General features: G+C 55.7%; 13 protein-coding genes and 1 riboswitch. Of the genes, 7 read left to right on the top strand and 6 right to left on the bottom strand.

Annotated elements, in window-relative coordinates; genetic code table 11:
• Positions 1 to 3: 3 nt before the first annotated feature.
• From yaaA to argB, 3 genes are all read right to left on the bottom strand, one after another.
• Positions 4 to 783, bottom strand: coding sequence for a peroxide stress protein YaaA (gene yaaA, locus PZA18_RS19790; protein WP_284102612.1), 780 nt, complete (start codon positions 781 to 783; stop codon positions 4 to 6).
• Positions 784 to 829: 46 nt separating this feature from the next.
• Positions 830 to 1,009, bottom strand: a complete 180-nt coding sequence (locus tag PZA18_RS19795; RefSeq protein ID WP_284102613.1) for a hypothetical protein — start codon at positions 1,007 to 1,009, stop codon at positions 830 to 832.
• Between the two features lie 205 nt (positions 1,010 to 1,214).
• Positions 1,215 to 2,108, bottom strand: coding sequence for an acetylglutamate kinase (argB, locus tag PZA18_RS19800; protein ID WP_284102614.1), 894 nt, complete (start codon positions 2,106 to 2,108; stop codon positions 1,215 to 1,217).
• 451 nt (positions 2,109 to 2,559) lie between these two features.
• Between argB and PZA18_RS19805 the strand changes: the two genes are divergently transcribed.
• From PZA18_RS19805 to PZA18_RS19820, 4 genes are all read left to right on the top strand, one after another.
• Positions 2,560 to 3,228: a TetR/AcrR family transcriptional regulator gene (locus tag PZA18_RS19805; RefSeq protein WP_284102615.1), complete on the top strand. Its 669-nt coding sequence runs from the start codon at positions 2,560 to 2,562 to the stop codon at positions 3,226 to 3,228.
• On the top strand, positions 3,221 to 4,354 hold the full coding sequence (locus PZA18_RS19810) for an efflux RND transporter periplasmic adaptor subunit (protein WP_284102616.1): 1,134 nt from the start codon (positions 3,221 to 3,223) through the stop codon (positions 4,352 to 4,354). Before PZA18_RS19805 ends, PZA18_RS19810 begins: the two co-directional genes overlap by 8 nt.
• On the top strand, positions 4,354 to 7,410 hold the full coding sequence (locus PZA18_RS19815) for an efflux RND transporter permease subunit (RefSeq protein ID WP_284102617.1): 3,057 nt from the start codon (positions 4,354 to 4,356) through the stop codon (positions 7,408 to 7,410). The genes PZA18_RS19810 and PZA18_RS19815 overlap by 1 nt, the downstream gene beginning before the upstream one ends.
• An 82-nt stretch (positions 7,411 to 7,492) precedes the next feature.
• Positions 7,493 to 8,818, top strand: a complete 1,326-nt coding sequence (locus PZA18_RS19820) for a TolC family outer membrane protein (RefSeq protein WP_284102618.1) — start codon at positions 7,493 to 7,495, stop codon at positions 8,816 to 8,818.
• 73 nt (positions 8,819 to 8,891) lie between these two features.
• On the opposite strand, the gene PZA18_RS19825 is transcribed toward PZA18_RS19820, so the two are convergent.
• Entirely contained in the window at positions 8,892 to 9,407 is a 516-nt protein-coding gene (locus PZA18_RS19825; protein ID WP_284102619.1) for a hypothetical protein, read from the bottom strand.
• A 173-nt stretch (positions 9,408 to 9,580) separates the two neighbouring features.
• A riboswitch (SAM riboswitch) is annotated at positions 9,581 to 9,658 on the top strand.
• Between the two features lie 169 nt (positions 9,659 to 9,827).
• Here PZA18_RS19825 and PZA18_RS19830 point away from each other — a divergent pair.
• The 3 genes from PZA18_RS19830 (at position 9,828) to PZA18_RS19840 (ending at position 12,886) form a co-directional block, all read left to right on the top strand.
• Positions 9,828 to 10,172 (top strand): hypothetical protein, encoded by a 345-nt coding sequence (locus tag PZA18_RS19830; protein WP_284102620.1) that lies wholly within the window; start codon positions 9,828 to 9,830, stop codon positions 10,170 to 10,172.
• 138 nt (positions 10,173 to 10,310) lie between these two features.
• Positions 10,311 to 11,678 carry an MATE family efflux transporter gene (locus PZA18_RS19835; protein ID WP_284102621.1) on the top strand — a complete coding sequence of 456 codons (1,368 nt, stop codon included), beginning with the start codon at positions 10,311 to 10,313 and terminating at the stop codon, positions 11,676 to 11,678.
• 20 nt (positions 11,679 to 11,698) lie between these two features.
• Positions 11,699 to 12,886: a multifunctional CCA addition/repair protein gene (locus tag PZA18_RS19840; RefSeq protein WP_284102622.1), complete on the top strand. Its 1,188-nt coding sequence runs from the start codon at positions 11,699 to 11,701 to the stop codon at positions 12,884 to 12,886.
• An 83-nt stretch (positions 12,887 to 12,969) separates the two neighbouring features.
• Here the strand turns inward: PZA18_RS19840 and rfbA are convergent, their stop codons facing one another.
• Complete coding sequence (gene rfbA, locus PZA18_RS19845; protein ID WP_284102623.1) at positions 12,970 to 13,836, bottom strand: glucose-1-phosphate thymidylyltransferase RfbA; 867 nt, start codon at positions 13,834 to 13,836, stop codon at positions 12,970 to 12,972.
• The gene (rfbB, locus tag PZA18_RS19850; protein WP_284102624.1) at positions 13,836 to 14,906 is read right to left on the bottom strand and encodes a dTDP-glucose 4,6-dehydratase; all 1,071 of its coding nucleotides are present in this window, start codon (positions 14,904 to 14,906) and stop codon (positions 13,836 to 13,838) included. Before rfbB ends, rfbA begins: the two co-directional genes overlap by 1 nt.
• Positions 14,907 to 14,997: the final 91 nt, after the last annotated feature.

A 14,997-nucleotide genomic window follows, 5' to 3' on the forward strand; every position in this document is an offset into this window, starting at 1 on the left:
CATTCACTCCACCGAATCACGCCGGAACACCCAGATGTCGGCCTCAGAGGCCTCTGCCACAAAGCGATAGCCCGCCAGATCAAACCCGCGCAGGGCATCAACCTGATCAATGCGCTGATCGATCTGGAATCGCGCCATCAGGCCACGCGCCCGCTTGGCGTAGAAGCTGATGATCTTGTAGCCATCACCTTTGCGGTCTTGAAACACTGGCGTCACCACCCGCAGTCCGAGCTTACGGGGGCTGACCACTTTGAAGTATTCATCGGAAGCCACATTCACCAGAACCGGTTCCGCCATCGCCGCCAGCTCCTCACGCAAGGCATGCGTCAGCTGATCGCCCCAGAACGCATAGAGATTGCTCCCTGCCGGGTTCGCTAACCGCGTGCCCATTTCCAGCCGATACGGCAGCATCAGATCAAGCGGCCGCAGCACCCCATACAAGCCGGAAAGGATGCGCAGATGCTGCTGGGCGAAACGCAGTGCCGCCTCATCCAACTGACAGGCCGCCAACCCTTCATAAACATCCCCCATGAAAGCCAGCACCGCCTGTTTGGCGCGACCGGGACGGATCTGGTCGATCTGCCAATCCTGGTAGCGACCGACATTGAGTACTGCCAGCTTGTCACTGATGTCCATGAGCGCAGCCAGCTGGGCCGGGGAATATTGACGCAGGAGGCCAATCAATTCGGCCGAGCGTTCCAGCCAGCGGGGCAGGCTGTGCTGATCTGTGGTGGGAGGGGTGTCAAAATCGAGGGTTTTGGCGGGGGAAACGACTAACAGCATGCGGCAGATCCAGGCAAGACAAAGCCTGGATTCTACCGCGACCGGATCAGCGTTGCGGGGTGCGACACGGTAGTGGCAAAGACCTGCCCTGGGAAGCAGGCGAAGTTGGCGTCTGTACGGGTGGCGGACATTCAAATTGAACCAGCAAGTAGTCATCGGGCCGGCTGGCTTCGATCAAGTCCCACCCAAGTTCCCGCCGCATTTGAAGTTCGAGCTGATTAGCCATGATGTTGCCCTCCTGCAGGTTCGCCAGCGGTAGATCGCCGCCAATGATGGTGCTTACACCTGTTTAATCGGGCAAACCTGGCAAGGCTTTACTTCGGGCAGACAGGCGGATAAGCCGGGCGATAGCCGGTCATCCGCCCAGAGGCGCGGTTGACGTCATTTGCGGATCAGAAAAACGCCAATCAACCTGGCCCACAACACAATGATCAATCCGCGCAGATCATGGTGCCGACACCATCATTGGTCAGCACTTCCAGCAGCAGCGCATGTTTTACCCGGCCATCAATGATGTGCACCGAATTCACCCCGTTGCGAGCCGCATCAAGCGCCGAGCCAATCTTGGGCAGCATGCCACCGGACAAAGTGCCATCGGCAATCAGGCTGTCCACGAGCTTCGGGGTCAGCCCGGTCAGCAGTTGCCCCTTCTGGTCGAGTACGCCCGGAGTATTGGTCATCAGGATCAGCTTTTCTGCCTTCAGGGTTTCAGCCAGCTTGCCCGCTACAAGGTCAGCATTGATATTGAAAGCCTCCCCCTCACTCCCCACGCCGATGGGGGCAATCACTGGAATGAAATCCCGTGTGTCGAGCAGCGCCACCAGCTCAGGGTCGATGGATTCGATTTCCCCAACCTGGCCAATATCCACCGGTTCGCCCTCCGCGCCCTTGAGCAGCAACTTCTTGGCGCGGATAAAGTGGCCATCCTTTCCAGTCAGCCCCACGGCGCGACCGCCATGCTGATTGATCAGGCTGACGATTTCCTTGTTGACGAGGCCGCCCAGCACCATCTCAACGATTTCCATGGTTTCAGCGTCGGTCACCCGCATGCCCTGGATGAACTCCCCCTGCTTGCCCACACGCTCCAGCAAATCGTTGATTTGTGGTCCACCACCATGCACCACCACCGGGTTGAGCCCCACCAATTTGAGCAGCACGACATCCTGCGCGAAGGATGCCTTCAAATCCTCATCCGTCATGGCATTACCGCCATACTTGATCACGATGGTCTTATCGTTGAAGCGACGGATATAGGGCAGCGCTTCGGACAGGATGGCTGCCTTTTCGGCAGCGGTCTGGGCTGAAATCGGCGCAACAGTCGGCATGGGAACTCCTGAGAATAAATCGCAATTGGAAAGCCGGCATTTTACGGCGAGTTGCCAAGCTCTGTTGACGTTTGGTTTGTCGATCGTGCTTCGTCGGAAGGAGGCCGGATGCAAGGCGAAAGCGCATCGCTTGATGCCAAGCCAACCAAACCCGGCCCAACACGCTTAAACGCAAAACGCAAAACGCAAAACGCAAAACGCAAAACGCAAAACGCAAAACGCAAAACGCAAAACGCAAAACGCAAAACGCAAAACGCAAAACGCAAAACGCCAGCAAAGCGTAGACCATTCCCACCGAACATCAGGGCCAGTGTCGAGCCTTGCCCTCCTCTGGATGTCCCTCTAGGGAAAGCCGTGCCATAAATCTATTGCATCACCAGATACTTAGTTCTAGACTTCGCTAATTAATGAATATTCATTTACTAAAATGAGTACAGATCGGAAGTGCCCCGTGGCAACCGTCGTCAAAGGCTGGACCCGTCGCAAAGAGGCCAGGCCCGCAGAAATCCTGGAGGCGGCGCTCGCGCTTTTCGCCGAAAAAGGATTTACCGCCACCAAGATGGAAGACATCGCCAAACGGGCCGGCGTCACCACTGGCACACCTTATCGTTACTTCGCCAATAAGGAAGAGATCTTCAAGGCGGTGGTTCGGGAGAGCCTGATCCCGCAGATCAGCTTTGGCGAAGAAATGCTGTCTCAGTTTCATGGCTCTGGCCAAGCATTGCTTGAAGAGGTTCTGCGCAGCTGGTGGCAAGGCGTGGGCGAGACCAATCTGTCGGGCCTGCCCAAGCTCATCATCGCCGAAGCCGGCAATTTTCCGGATCTGGCCAAGTTTTATTATGAAGAAGTGATCGAGCGAGGTGTCCGCCTGATTGGCCGGGTCATCACCTACGGAGTGGAGCGCGGCGATTTCCGCCCGGTTGATGTGGATTACACGGTGCGCGTCGTCATGGCCCCCGTGATCATGGGCATGATCTGGAAGCACTCACTGGGCGTCTGCGAGCGCGAACCGATCGACACTGAACGCTATCTGAAAACCGTTATAGAGCTACTTTTAAGTGGCCTGACTCAACCACAACAGCCGGCGAACCCGGCCTCTTTGGAGATTCCCCATGCGTAGCTTTCCTGCAAAGCCTGCGGTCGCAGTGCTGGCAGCTGCAAGCCTGCTTACCGCTTGCAAACCTGATGCGCCCTACGAAGATGTCCGCCCTGTCCGCACCGAAATCGTCAAGGCTGGTGAAGTCGCCATGGGAGCCTCGTATTCCGGCGAAGTCCGGGCCCGTCGCGAGACCCGGATGGGCTTTCGCGTTAATGGCAAGATCGCCGCACGTCTGGTTGAGGTCGGGCAGTCGGTAAAAGCCGGACAGCCCCTGCTAAGACTCGATCCTCAGGATGCGAGCCTGTCGCAGGCGGCGAGTGAGGCACAAGTCACCGCCGCCAAGGCGGAGATGACTCAGGCCAAGATGGATCTGGATCGCACCCGCCAATTATTTGCACGCAATTTTGTCAGCCAGGCCGAGGTTGATCGGCGCGAGCTGGCATTCAATACCGCCGACGCCAAGTACAAACAGGCAGTCGCGCAAGGCAGGGTTGTCAGCAACCAGGCCGGCTATACCACCCTGCTGGCGGATCGGGCTGGCATCGTCACCGCCATTGATGCTGAAGTTGGCCAGGTTGTGGCCGCCGGCCAGACCGTCGTCAAACTGGCCGAAGATGGCGAGCGGGAAGTCGCCGTCAGCGTGCCGGAATCCAGGGTTGAAGAACTGCGTCGGGCCAGCAAACTGACGGTGTCGCTGTGGATTGATCCCAGCAAGCGCTATGAAGGCAAACTTCGTGAAATTGCACCAGACACCGATCCTGTGACCCGGACTTATGCCGCCAAGGTCACCATTCAGAATGCCGACGAGGCAATCCGCTTGGGCATGACCGCCAGCGTTCAGCTCGACTCCGCCACCGCCAAAGGTGCAGTGCGTCTACCGCTGACCGCCATTTACGACCGCGAAGGCAAACCACTGGTGTGGGTCGTTGATCCGCGCTCTTCAACCGTCAATCTGCGGGAAGTGAAAATCGTCGGCGTTCGCGATAACCAGATGACTGTGATTGGCGGCCTGCAGGAAGGGGAACAGGTTGTGACGGCAGGCGTGCATATGCTGCATCCCGGCCAGAAGGTGCGGCTGGCTGAGTCACAACGCTCAGAATCGCAACCAGCGCCAGCCACAACCCAGGCCAGCGGGGGTAAGTCCTGATGAAAAACCTCAACTTGTCCGACTGGGCGCTCAAGCACCAGTCGCTGGTGCTCTATCTGATCCTCACCTTTCTGCTGGCGGGCGTTTTCTCGTACACCAAGCTCAGCCAGAAGGAAGACCCCGAATTCACCTTCAAGGCCATGGTAGTCCGCACCTTCTGGCCCGGCGCCAGCGCCAGCGAAGTGGAACAGCAGGTCACCGACCGGCTGGAACGCAAGTTGCAGGAACTCGGTGAGATTGACTACACCCGCTCCAGCTCCAAGCCGGGCGAATCGTTGATCACCGTGATCCTGAAGGAGAGTACCCGCCCCAAGGATGTCCCCAACGCTTGGTATCAAGTGCGCAAGAAGATTGGCGACATCCGCTATACCCTGCCAGCCGGCGCACAGGGACCTTTCTTCAACGATGAATTCGGTGACACGTTTGGCAATATCTATGCTTTCACTGCCGATGGCTTCAGCTATGCCGAACTCAAGCGCTACGTCGATCTGGCCAGAGCCGAGTTACTGCGCGTGCCCGATGCCAACAAGGTCGATCTGGTCGGTGAGCAGGATGAAAAAATCTATGTCGAAGTCTCAAATGCCAAGCTTGCCTCGTTAGGCATCGACCCGCAGCTGATCGCGCAGGTATTGGCCACCCAGAACAGCATGGAACCCGCCGGTATCGTGCATACCAGCTCGGAACGGGTCTTCCTGCGCGTGACAGGCGACTTCCAGACCGTTGATAGCATCAAGAATATCGGTATCCGTGCCAATGGCCGTACCTTCCGACTGGGCGATGTCGCCAATGTCTTCCGTGGCTATATCGACCCACCCACGTTCAAGATGCGCTACCAGGGGCAGGAAGCGATCGGCCTCGCCGTCAGCATGAAAAAAGGGGGCGATGTGATTCGCCTTGGTACAGATCTGAAAGCTGCGGTCGCTAATCTGAAAGCCTCGATGCCGGTAGGTATCGAGATTCACGAGGTATCAGACCAGCCCGGCGTTGTTGCCCGTTCGATCAACGAATTCATGCGCAGCCTGCTCGAAGCCGTCGTGATCGTACTGGCCGTCAGCCTGCTATCCCTGGGCTTTCGCACGGGTATCGTGGTGGCCCTGTCGATCCCGCTGGTACTCGCCATGACATTTGTGGCGATGTATGTGCTCGATATCGACCTGCAGCGCATCTCGCTTGGCGCCCTGATCATCTCACTGGGTCTGCTGGTAGACGATGCCATCATCGCGGTCGAGATGATGGCCTTGAAACTCGAACAAGGCTGGGACCGCTTCCAGGCAGCCACCTACGCCTATACCTCGACCGCCATGCCAATGCTGACCGGTACCTTGATCACTGCCGCCGGATTTCTGCCTGTCGGCTTGGCCAAATCAGGCGCCGGCGAATATACAGTGTCGATTTTCCAGGTGGTTGGCATTTCGTTGATCATTTCCTGGGTCGTCGCGGTGGTATTCACCCCCTATCTGGGCTTCAAGCTACTGCCCGAAATGAAAGGGCACCAGCATGATCATGACGCCGTATACAACAAGCCGTTCTATCGCCGCTTCCGCACCTTGGTGGATTGGTGTATCGACCATCGCAAGACCGTCATCTTCCTGACACTGGCAGCCTTCGTTACCTCGGTCGCCCTGTTCAAGTACGTGCCAAAACAATTCTTCCCCGCTTCCAGCCGGCCGGAATTGATGGTCGATCTGTGGCTACCGCAAGCGGCATCGTTTGAAGCAACTGAACGCGAAGTCAAAGCCTTCGAGGCCAAACTCAAGGGCGATCCGAACATCGCATCGGTCACCAGCTATGTCGGCTCAGGCTCGCCACGTTATTACATGCCCCTCGACCAGCAGCTACCCAATTTGAATTTTGGCCAGCTGACTGTCATGACCCAGAACGAGAAAGTACGTGAGCAAGTCCTGACCAAAATTCAGAACCTGTTCGACAAAGACTTTCCGCTGGTACGTGGCCGCGTCACCCGACTGGAAAACGGTCCTCCCGTAGGCTATCCCGTGCAATTCCGCGTCTCGGGCCCCGATGCAGCCAAGTTGCGGCCGATTGCTGACAAAGTCGCCGACCTGATGCGTGCCAACCCGCATGCCCGCCACGTCAATATGGATTGGGGAGAAAGGCTGAAAGTGGTGCGACTCGACGTCGATCAAGACAAAGCTCGTGCCCTGGGTCTGAGTTCGCAAGATTTGTCTCGCGCTATGCAGAATGCCATCTCAGGCATTGCCATGACCCAGTACCGTGAAGGAGACAAGTCGATCGACATCGTCGGCCGCCTGACCGCCAACGAACGCGGCAACCTCGACAACCTGAAAGATCTCAAGGTTTATCTGCGGGATGGCAAGTTTGTACCGTTGAGCCAGATTGCGCACATCAAGCTGGAGAGTGAGGACAGCATTGTCTGGCGCCGTAATCGGGTGCCGACCATTTCTGTTCGCGCCGATGTTGAAGGCGCCCAGGCACCTGACGTGACCAATATGATCTATCCGAAGGTGCAGGAGCTGGCAAAGAGCCTACCTTTGGGCTATCGCATCGAAATCGGCGGCACACTCGAATCCAGCCGCACCAGCCAGGCTTCGATTGGCGCAGTCATGCCGTTGATGTTGCTGGTGGTCACCACCTTGCTGATGCTCCAGCTGCAAAGCATGCAGAAAACGATGATCGTGCTGCTGACCGCACCGCTGGGCATGATCGGTGTCAGCGCTTCGCTACTGGTGTTCCAGGCACCCTTTGGCTTTGTAGCAATGTTGGGAGTCATCGCCCTGGCCGGCATGATCATGCGTAACTCGGTGATTCTCGTAGACCAGATTGATCAGGACATTGCTCGGGGAGAACCGGCATGGAACGCTATCGTCGAATCTGCCGTGCGGCGTTTCCGCCCCATCATGCTGACAGCGCTGGCGGCCATTCTTGCGATGATCCCGCTCACCCGCTCAACGTTCTGGGGGCCGATGGCGGTTGCGATCATGGGAGGTCTGCTGGTTGCCACGCTGCTGACCCTGCTGTTCCTGCCTGCACTCTATGCAGCCTGGTACAAGGTAAAGCGGCCGTCAGCCTTGGCATGAGCCGGCGAATTAACATAAAATACTGATCAGTATGTTTATAGTGCGGCGCGAACCGCCAGCCAAACCGAAAAGGATCAACAGAATGAGAATTTCGAGCCTCCGAATCAGTGCAGCGGCGGTGGCGCTTGCCCTGTTCGCCCCGTATGCCGGAGCGGCCGACCTGCTGTCGGTTTATCAGGAAGCCAAAAAATACGACGCCACCTTCGCTGCCGCGCAGTCGGCACTGCGCGCCGGCCAGGAAAAATCCGTACAAGGCAAAGCCCTATGGCTGCCCAATGTGGGCTTTTCAGCCAGTGCCGAGCACGAAAACGGGCGGTCTGAACCTAGTGGCCGTACCAGCAGCGGCTCGACGTATGGTTACCAGTTCAAGGTGACCCAGCCGATTTATAACGCAGAAGTCTCTGTAGGCTCTGACCAGCTGAGCGAGCAGGCCAAGCTGGCCGAAGTGCAATTCAAGGGTGCCGAGCAAGACCTGATCCTGCGCGTGGCACAGTCTTATTTTGATGTCCTGCTAGCGCAGGACAGGCTGGAACTGGTCAAGGCACAGAAGGACGCAACCGCGCAGCAACTGGCGCAGGCCAAGAAAAGCTTTGAAGTCGGCGTCGCCACCATTACCGACACCCATGAAGCGCAAGCCCGCTTTGACGCCATCGTTGCCTCGGAAATCGCTGCCGATAACGATTTGACCGTCAAGCGTAATGCCTTTCTGCAACTGACCGGAGTGCCGGCTGACGGGGTATCAGGGGTCAACTCTCGCATGCCAACATCCAATCCTACCCCGGATGACGTAAACCACTGGATCGCCATCGCGGAGAATTCCAGCTTGCAAATTGCCAGCAAACGTGGCGAGCTCGCTATATCGACGGCGGAAATAGAAAAGTATCGTCCAAGTAGAGAACCGTCTCTTCAAGCTGTCGCTAGCTATGGAGAAAACAGATTTAGCGGAGATTTGACAGCAACACGAGGCGATTCACAAAAACAAGCAAATATCGGGCTACAGCTCTCAATCCCGATATTCACCGGAGGCTCAAAAAGCTCAAAATTACGCGAAGCAATAGCTAATCGTGACAGGGCGCAATATGAACTTGAAGCCACTCGCCGGACAGTAGCACTGACAACCAAGCAAGCATTTCTGGGTGTTAAGGCTGGAGCAGCACAAATAAAAGCGCTTGAACAAGCTCTCGTTTCGACACAAAGCTCACTCGACTCCACCAAACTAGGCAGAGAGGTTGGCGTTAGAACCACCTTAGATGTTTTGAACGCACAACAGCAATTCTTTTCAACCAGAAAAGATTTAGCCGAATCAAGATATAACTATCTGCTAAACCGTCTGAAGCTTTCAGCCGCCACTGGGAATCTATCAGAAAGAACCCTAGAGGAAATAAACAGTAATCTCATCAAAAACTAGATATTTATCTGCCCCCCTGCCAAGCGTAGAAACTTAATTGGCAAGGGGGCATTTTACTCAGGATCAGATTTGCTTATGGAAACATTGACTTCCACATTCCATCGTTACCACAAATCTTGGTCACCCGCCCCCAATCCCACGTACATTTTCTTTCAAACCCCACCCAGCTGCATTTCTCCACCCGACTCCAATCAGTGGTCATAGTTCCTGGAGCAACATAAACTCCATTTAGCGTGCAAGCCGACTCACAACCGGGCACTGCCCACCCATTTTTCTCCTCAATGGGCCACGACTCCTGCACATCACTCCAGGAACCAGCTTCGCAACGTCCCCGGATAACGTAAGTTTTAATAACGGACTTGCAAACTGGCAAACCCTGCACGTTTGACTCAACGACCTTTCTCTCCTCATGCCAACCAGGTTGATAGACCTTTCCAGCATACTCACAGGCCGGTGTATTGACATCACTTGGAATCAATGCAGGAATATAGATCTTCTCACTGTCAAACAATTGATCATTTGCGCTTGAAAGCAAACTAAAGACCGCTAAGCCAAAACCAAAAATCGTTCTTAAATCAATAACTTTCACTTCAAAATCCTTATTAACCCTCCAAATTGGGCATAAATTTTAATCAAAATTATTGAATATATCAATATTCCATTCTAAGGCTACCAGTTGGAATGTGAGGTATTAAGACTTTCTTAGCCCCTTCCCGCCCAACTCACATTGCAATTGACGTCTATCATCTAATAGCGCTAGAGTTAGCAATCAGCGCCGATTTGAGCTTCAGCTTGCGGGCGCTTTAAAAATGCGGCTAAAGCGGTTTTCCCGATTCGGGATAGTTGTTGAAAACCCGCTTGCAGCCGCCAGCGGGTTTTTTTACGGACACAACTCGCTGCATCCGAACTGTCCGTCGCGCCGATTTAAGACCACTTGCGGGGCGCGCAAATCTACCGCTAAAGCGTCGCCCCCTACCGAGGGCTTCGCTCTGAGGACCCGGAGACCACCATGTTCGACTGCCTTGCTCAAGCCACCAGCGTTTTGTCAGACAACGTCTCAACACCCGTTCAGCCACTGCGCCAACCCAAGCGCCGCATCAACCCTCTTCAGCTCGAAAAGCAATTTCGTGGCCGCAACTGGTCCCGCTTCGAGAGCCTGAACCACACCAGTCCCGCCACATTGGCCCGCCTGCGAGAAGCGGCCCTGTTACTGGGAATACAGGTTGAGCGGTTGGATGACGGCAGTTTGCTGCTACTTGACCTGTCACTGGGCGAATCCTTGTCCCTAGCGGGTCGTTTCGGCAGCGAACTCGCCGTCAGCGGACATTTTGCCGGCAGTGGCCACCATCGCTAATTAAGTCGTCTATCCCGACTTGCCAAGGCCGGAGGGATTCCCACACCGGCTGGCTCAGAACCGGCAAGCTACAATAGAGCTTTGCTTGCCGTTCTTTATTCACTTATGTCATCAGCCACGCACTCCCCCAATCGCCTCGTGCAAGAAGCCCAGTCTGTCTGGCATCTGGCCTGGCCCATCATGATCGCCCAGCTGGCCCAAACCGGCATGGGCTTTGTCGATGCCGTCATGGCAGGGCGAGTCAGCGCAGATGATCTCGCCGCAGTGTCTCTGGGCGTAAGTGTCTGGGTCATCATCATCGTCACGCTAATGGGGCTGATGATGGCGATTTCACCAGCGGTATCGCAGTTGTATGGGGCCAAGGAGTATCACCGGATTCCCCATACTGTTCGTCAAGGTTTGTGGATGGCTCTGGGGTTAGCCCTGCTGGCATGGGCGATTGGTTTGGGCACGCTGCCGGTTTTCAGCCACATTGGCCTGTCTCCGACTGTCGAAGAGAAAGCGCGCCAGTTTGTGATTGCGGTCTGCTTTGGCTTGCCGGCATTTACTTGGTTTCGGATACTCGCCAATTACAGCGCCAGCATCAATCGCACCCGCCCGATGATGGTGATCGGGCTCATCGGGCTGATACTGAACATTCCATTCAATTACATACTGATTTACGGCAAATTCGGCCTACCCGCGTTGGGCGGGGTTGGCTGTGGCTATGCCAGCGCGCTGTGTGGCTGGATTTCCTGCCTGCTGCTGGCAGCCTGGATTTATTGGGCGGAGCCCTATCGCGACACCATGCCTTTTGATCGCTGGGAGGGCCCGAACTGGCAGGAAATTTCCCAACTGCTGAAGCTTGGAGTACCAATTGGCATTACCTATTTTGCCGAAGTCACCGCATTCAGCCTGGTCGCCTTGCTGATCGCAAAATTTGGTTCGGTCCAGATTGCCGCCCACCAGATCGCCCTGAATTTTTCTTCGATGGTTTTCATGATTCCCATGAGCTTTGGCTTGGCCTGTCTGGTACGGGTAGGACAGGCCGTCGGTGAAGGTGATCCCTATAAAGCACGATATTCCGCATGGGTGGGCGTCGGAATGTCTCTGGCGTATGCCATTTGTTCCGCCAGCTTTATTGCATTGGCAGCCAGCACCATCGCAGGCTGGTATAGCCAGGATGAAGCAGTCATCAAACTGGCCTCGCATTTTCTGCTGTACGCCGCCTTGTTCCAGCTATCTGATGCCACACAGGTTAGTACTTCCTGTGCCATGCGTGGCTACAAATCCACGCGTATCCCGATGCTGATCCACATGACTGCGTTCTGGGGGCTCAGTCTACCGCTCGGCTGTGTGTTGGGTCTTGCACCAGACTGGATTCCCTTTGCTCCCGCCAAGCCTATGGCCGCCGAGGGATTCTGGATTGCAATCGTTGCCAGCCTCACCCTGGCCGCTATCCTGCTTTCCTGGCAGCTCGATAAACTCTCGCGCCGGCGGATCGCAGACGCAGCCCGCCCTCACTGATCGACAAGGACAAAGCAGTCATGAAGACCTATTGCGTGGGCGGTGCAGTGCGCGATCGCCTGTTGGGATTAGCAGTGAAAGACCGCGACTATGTGGTGGTAGGGGCCACCCCGGAGCAGATGGCAGCCCTTGGCTACAAACCCGTTGGCAAAGATTTCCCCGTATTCCTGCACCCCCACACACGGGATGAATATGCATTGGCCCGCACCGAGCGGAAATCCGGCCACGGCTACAAAGGTTTTACCGTATATGCCGCCCCGGATGTCACCCTTGAGCAAGACCTGGCCAGACGTGATCTCACCATCAACGCCATGGCAGAGGACGAAGCCGGCAATCTGATCGACCCCTACCAGGGCCAGAATGACCTGAAAGCCGGCTTACTGCGCCATGTTTCTGATGCATTCGTCGAAGACCCGGTGCGGATTCTGCGTGCGGCACGTTTTGCTGCACGCTATCGCTTCACGATTGCCGCCGAGACAATGGCGCTGATGCAACAAATGGTCCAAGCAGGAGAAGTTGATCATCTGGTTGCCGAACGAGTCTGGCAAGAGTTCGCCAAAGGGCTGATGGAGCAAATGCCATCCATCATGATCCGGACCTTGCGTGACTGTGGCGCGCTGGCTCGCGTTCTGCCAGAAATCGAGGCGCTTTTCTCCCATCAAAGCGAGGGCGAGATGCTAGGCGAGCACACATTGCGCGCTCTGGATTACGCCGCTTCGGAAGACTGGGATCTCCCCACCCGCTTCGCCGTGCTCTGCCACGACCTCGCCCATACCGCATCGCCCGAGCAAGGTTCCGACACCTTGATTCAGCAACTCTGTGATCGCATCAAAGCCCCGGCAGAAATGCGCGAGCTAGCATCCCTGGCTTGCAATGAAGGGCGCCAGATTGATGCAGCCTTAAGCCTATCGAGTGAAGCCCTGCTAGACCTGCTACTGCGGGGAGATGCATTCCGGCGCCCAGAACGCTTCATTCAGCTGATGGACAGCTGCGTTGCCGCGGCACGCGGCCGATCTGGGCAAGCGCGTAGCGACTACCCCCAAGCATTACTGCTCTCGGCCTGCATGTCGGCGGGAAAGAGAGTGGATGGCGGCGCTATCGCCCGCGCCACAATCAATAGCGCCGACATTCCACAGGCCATACGGGCCGCCCGTCTTCAAGCGGTGATCACCGCACAGCAGGGTATTTTGGGCAGCGCCTCAGTTTAAAAAAGTTTGCCAAAAAACAAACAGCCCCAAAATCCGGGGCTGTTTGTTTGGTGCTGATGAGGCTAAACCGCGAGTCTCAGTCGCTACTCTTCGAGCAAGCTCAGCAAATATTTTCCGTAGGCATTCTTCGCCAGCGGCTTGGCTAGTTGGCGCAGTTGCTCATCGTTGATGTAGGCCAAGCGGTAGGCCACCTCTTCCGGGCTCGCAATCTTCTGCCCTTGTCGCTTTTCCAGGGTCTGAATGAACTGGGATGCCTCAAGCATCGACTCATGAGTTCCAGTATCCAACCAAGCATAACCACGCCCCATGATTTCCACACTGAGCTGATCCCGCTCCAGATACCAGCGGTTAACGTCGGTAATCTCCAGCTCACCACGCTCGGAGGGCTTGATCGCCTTGGCAGCCTGAATCACCTGATTGTCGTAAAAATACAGGCCCGTCACCGCGTAGCGCGACTTCGGCTGGGTAGGCTTCTCTTCCAAGCTGATGGCTTTGCCCGTCGCATCAAACTCCACCACCCCATAGCGCTCCGGATCGTTGACCAGATAGGCAAACACCGTCGCACCAGAGGTCTTTGCCGCGGCACTTTGCAGCAGTTGAGCAAACTCGTGACCATAGAAGATGTTGTCGCCTAAAACCAAAGCGCAGCTGTCAGAACCAATGAACTCTTCGCCAATCAGGAATGCCTGTGCCAAGCCATCTGGCGAAGGCTGCACTGCATAGCTCAACCGAATCCCCCATTGAGCACCGTCACCCAGCAACTGCTGGAAGCGCGGGGTGTCTTGGGGAGTAGAAATGATCAAAATATCGCGAATACCCGCCAGCATCAGCGTCGTCAGCGGGTAGTAAATCATCGGCTTGTCGTAAACAGGCAGCAGCTGTTTCGACACCGCCAGCGTAGCCGGGTAAAGCCGGGTGCCGGACCCTCCGGCCAGAATGATACCTTTCATCAGACGCCCTTTCGTTCGCTGTAATTTTGCGAAATCCAATCCCGATAGTCGCCCGACATCACGCGACCCACCCACTGCTGGTTTGCCAGATACCACTCAACCGTCTTGCGAATACCGGTTTCAAATGTCTCGGCAGGTCGCCAATCCAACTCAGCCTCAATCTTGCGAGCATCAATCGCATAGCGCCGATCATGGCCTGGCCGATCCTTTACGAAGGTAATCTGCTCTCGATAAGACTTGCCATCCGCTCTTGGCCGAATTGCATTCAGCAAGTCACAAATGATATGGACGATGTCGATATTGGCCATCTCGTTCTTGCCACCGACGTTGTAGGTCTCACCAACCTCGCCCACTGCAAGCACACGCTGAATCGCCGAACAATGGTCACCTACATACAACCAGTCACGGATGTTCTTGCCATCCCCATAAATCGGCAAATTTTTACCTGCCAAAGCATTGGCGATAACCAATGGAATCAACTTTTCGGGGAATTGATATGGGCCGTAATTGTTGGAGCAATTAGTCGTCAGAACTGGTATGCCATAGGTGTGGTGATACGCACGTACCAAATGATCAGACGATGCCTTGGATGCAGAATATGGGCTGTTTGGTGCGTACTGGTGGGTCTCGGAGAATGCCGGGGCATCCGCCTCCAACGAACCGTACACCTCATCCGTTGACACGTGGAGAAAGCGGAAGCGTCCCTGCTCTTCAGACGGCAGCGCATTCCAGTATTGGCGCACAGACTCCAATAAGCGGAAAGTCCCAACAATATTGGTCTCAACAAAAGCAGCTGGCCCATGAATGGAGCGATCCACATGGCTCTCTGCCGCGAAGTTCAACACGGCTCTAGGCTTGTGCGTCGCCAGCAGCTTGGCAACCAACACCTGGTCACCAATATCCCCTTGCACGAAAATATGCCGGTCATCTGCCGCCAAACTGGCAAGATTGTCCTTGTTCCCGGCATAGGTGAGCTTATCCAGGTTGATGACAGGCTCATCACAGGCCTTCAGCCAGTTCAATACAAAATTTGCGCCGATAAAACCAGCGCCTCCGGTAACCAATATCACTCAGGATCTCCTAAACGAGGGGTCTTCCGTGGCACTGCGGTACAGGCCGGAAACGTGACAATGAATGAGGGATAAAAATCAGCGAATGAAC

Origin of the sequence: Parachitinimonas caeni (genome assembly GCF_030129945.1) — a bacterium.
Taxonomy (GTDB): Bacteria; Pseudomonadota; Gammaproteobacteria; order Burkholderiales; family Chitinimonadaceae; genus Parachitinimonas; species Parachitinimonas caeni.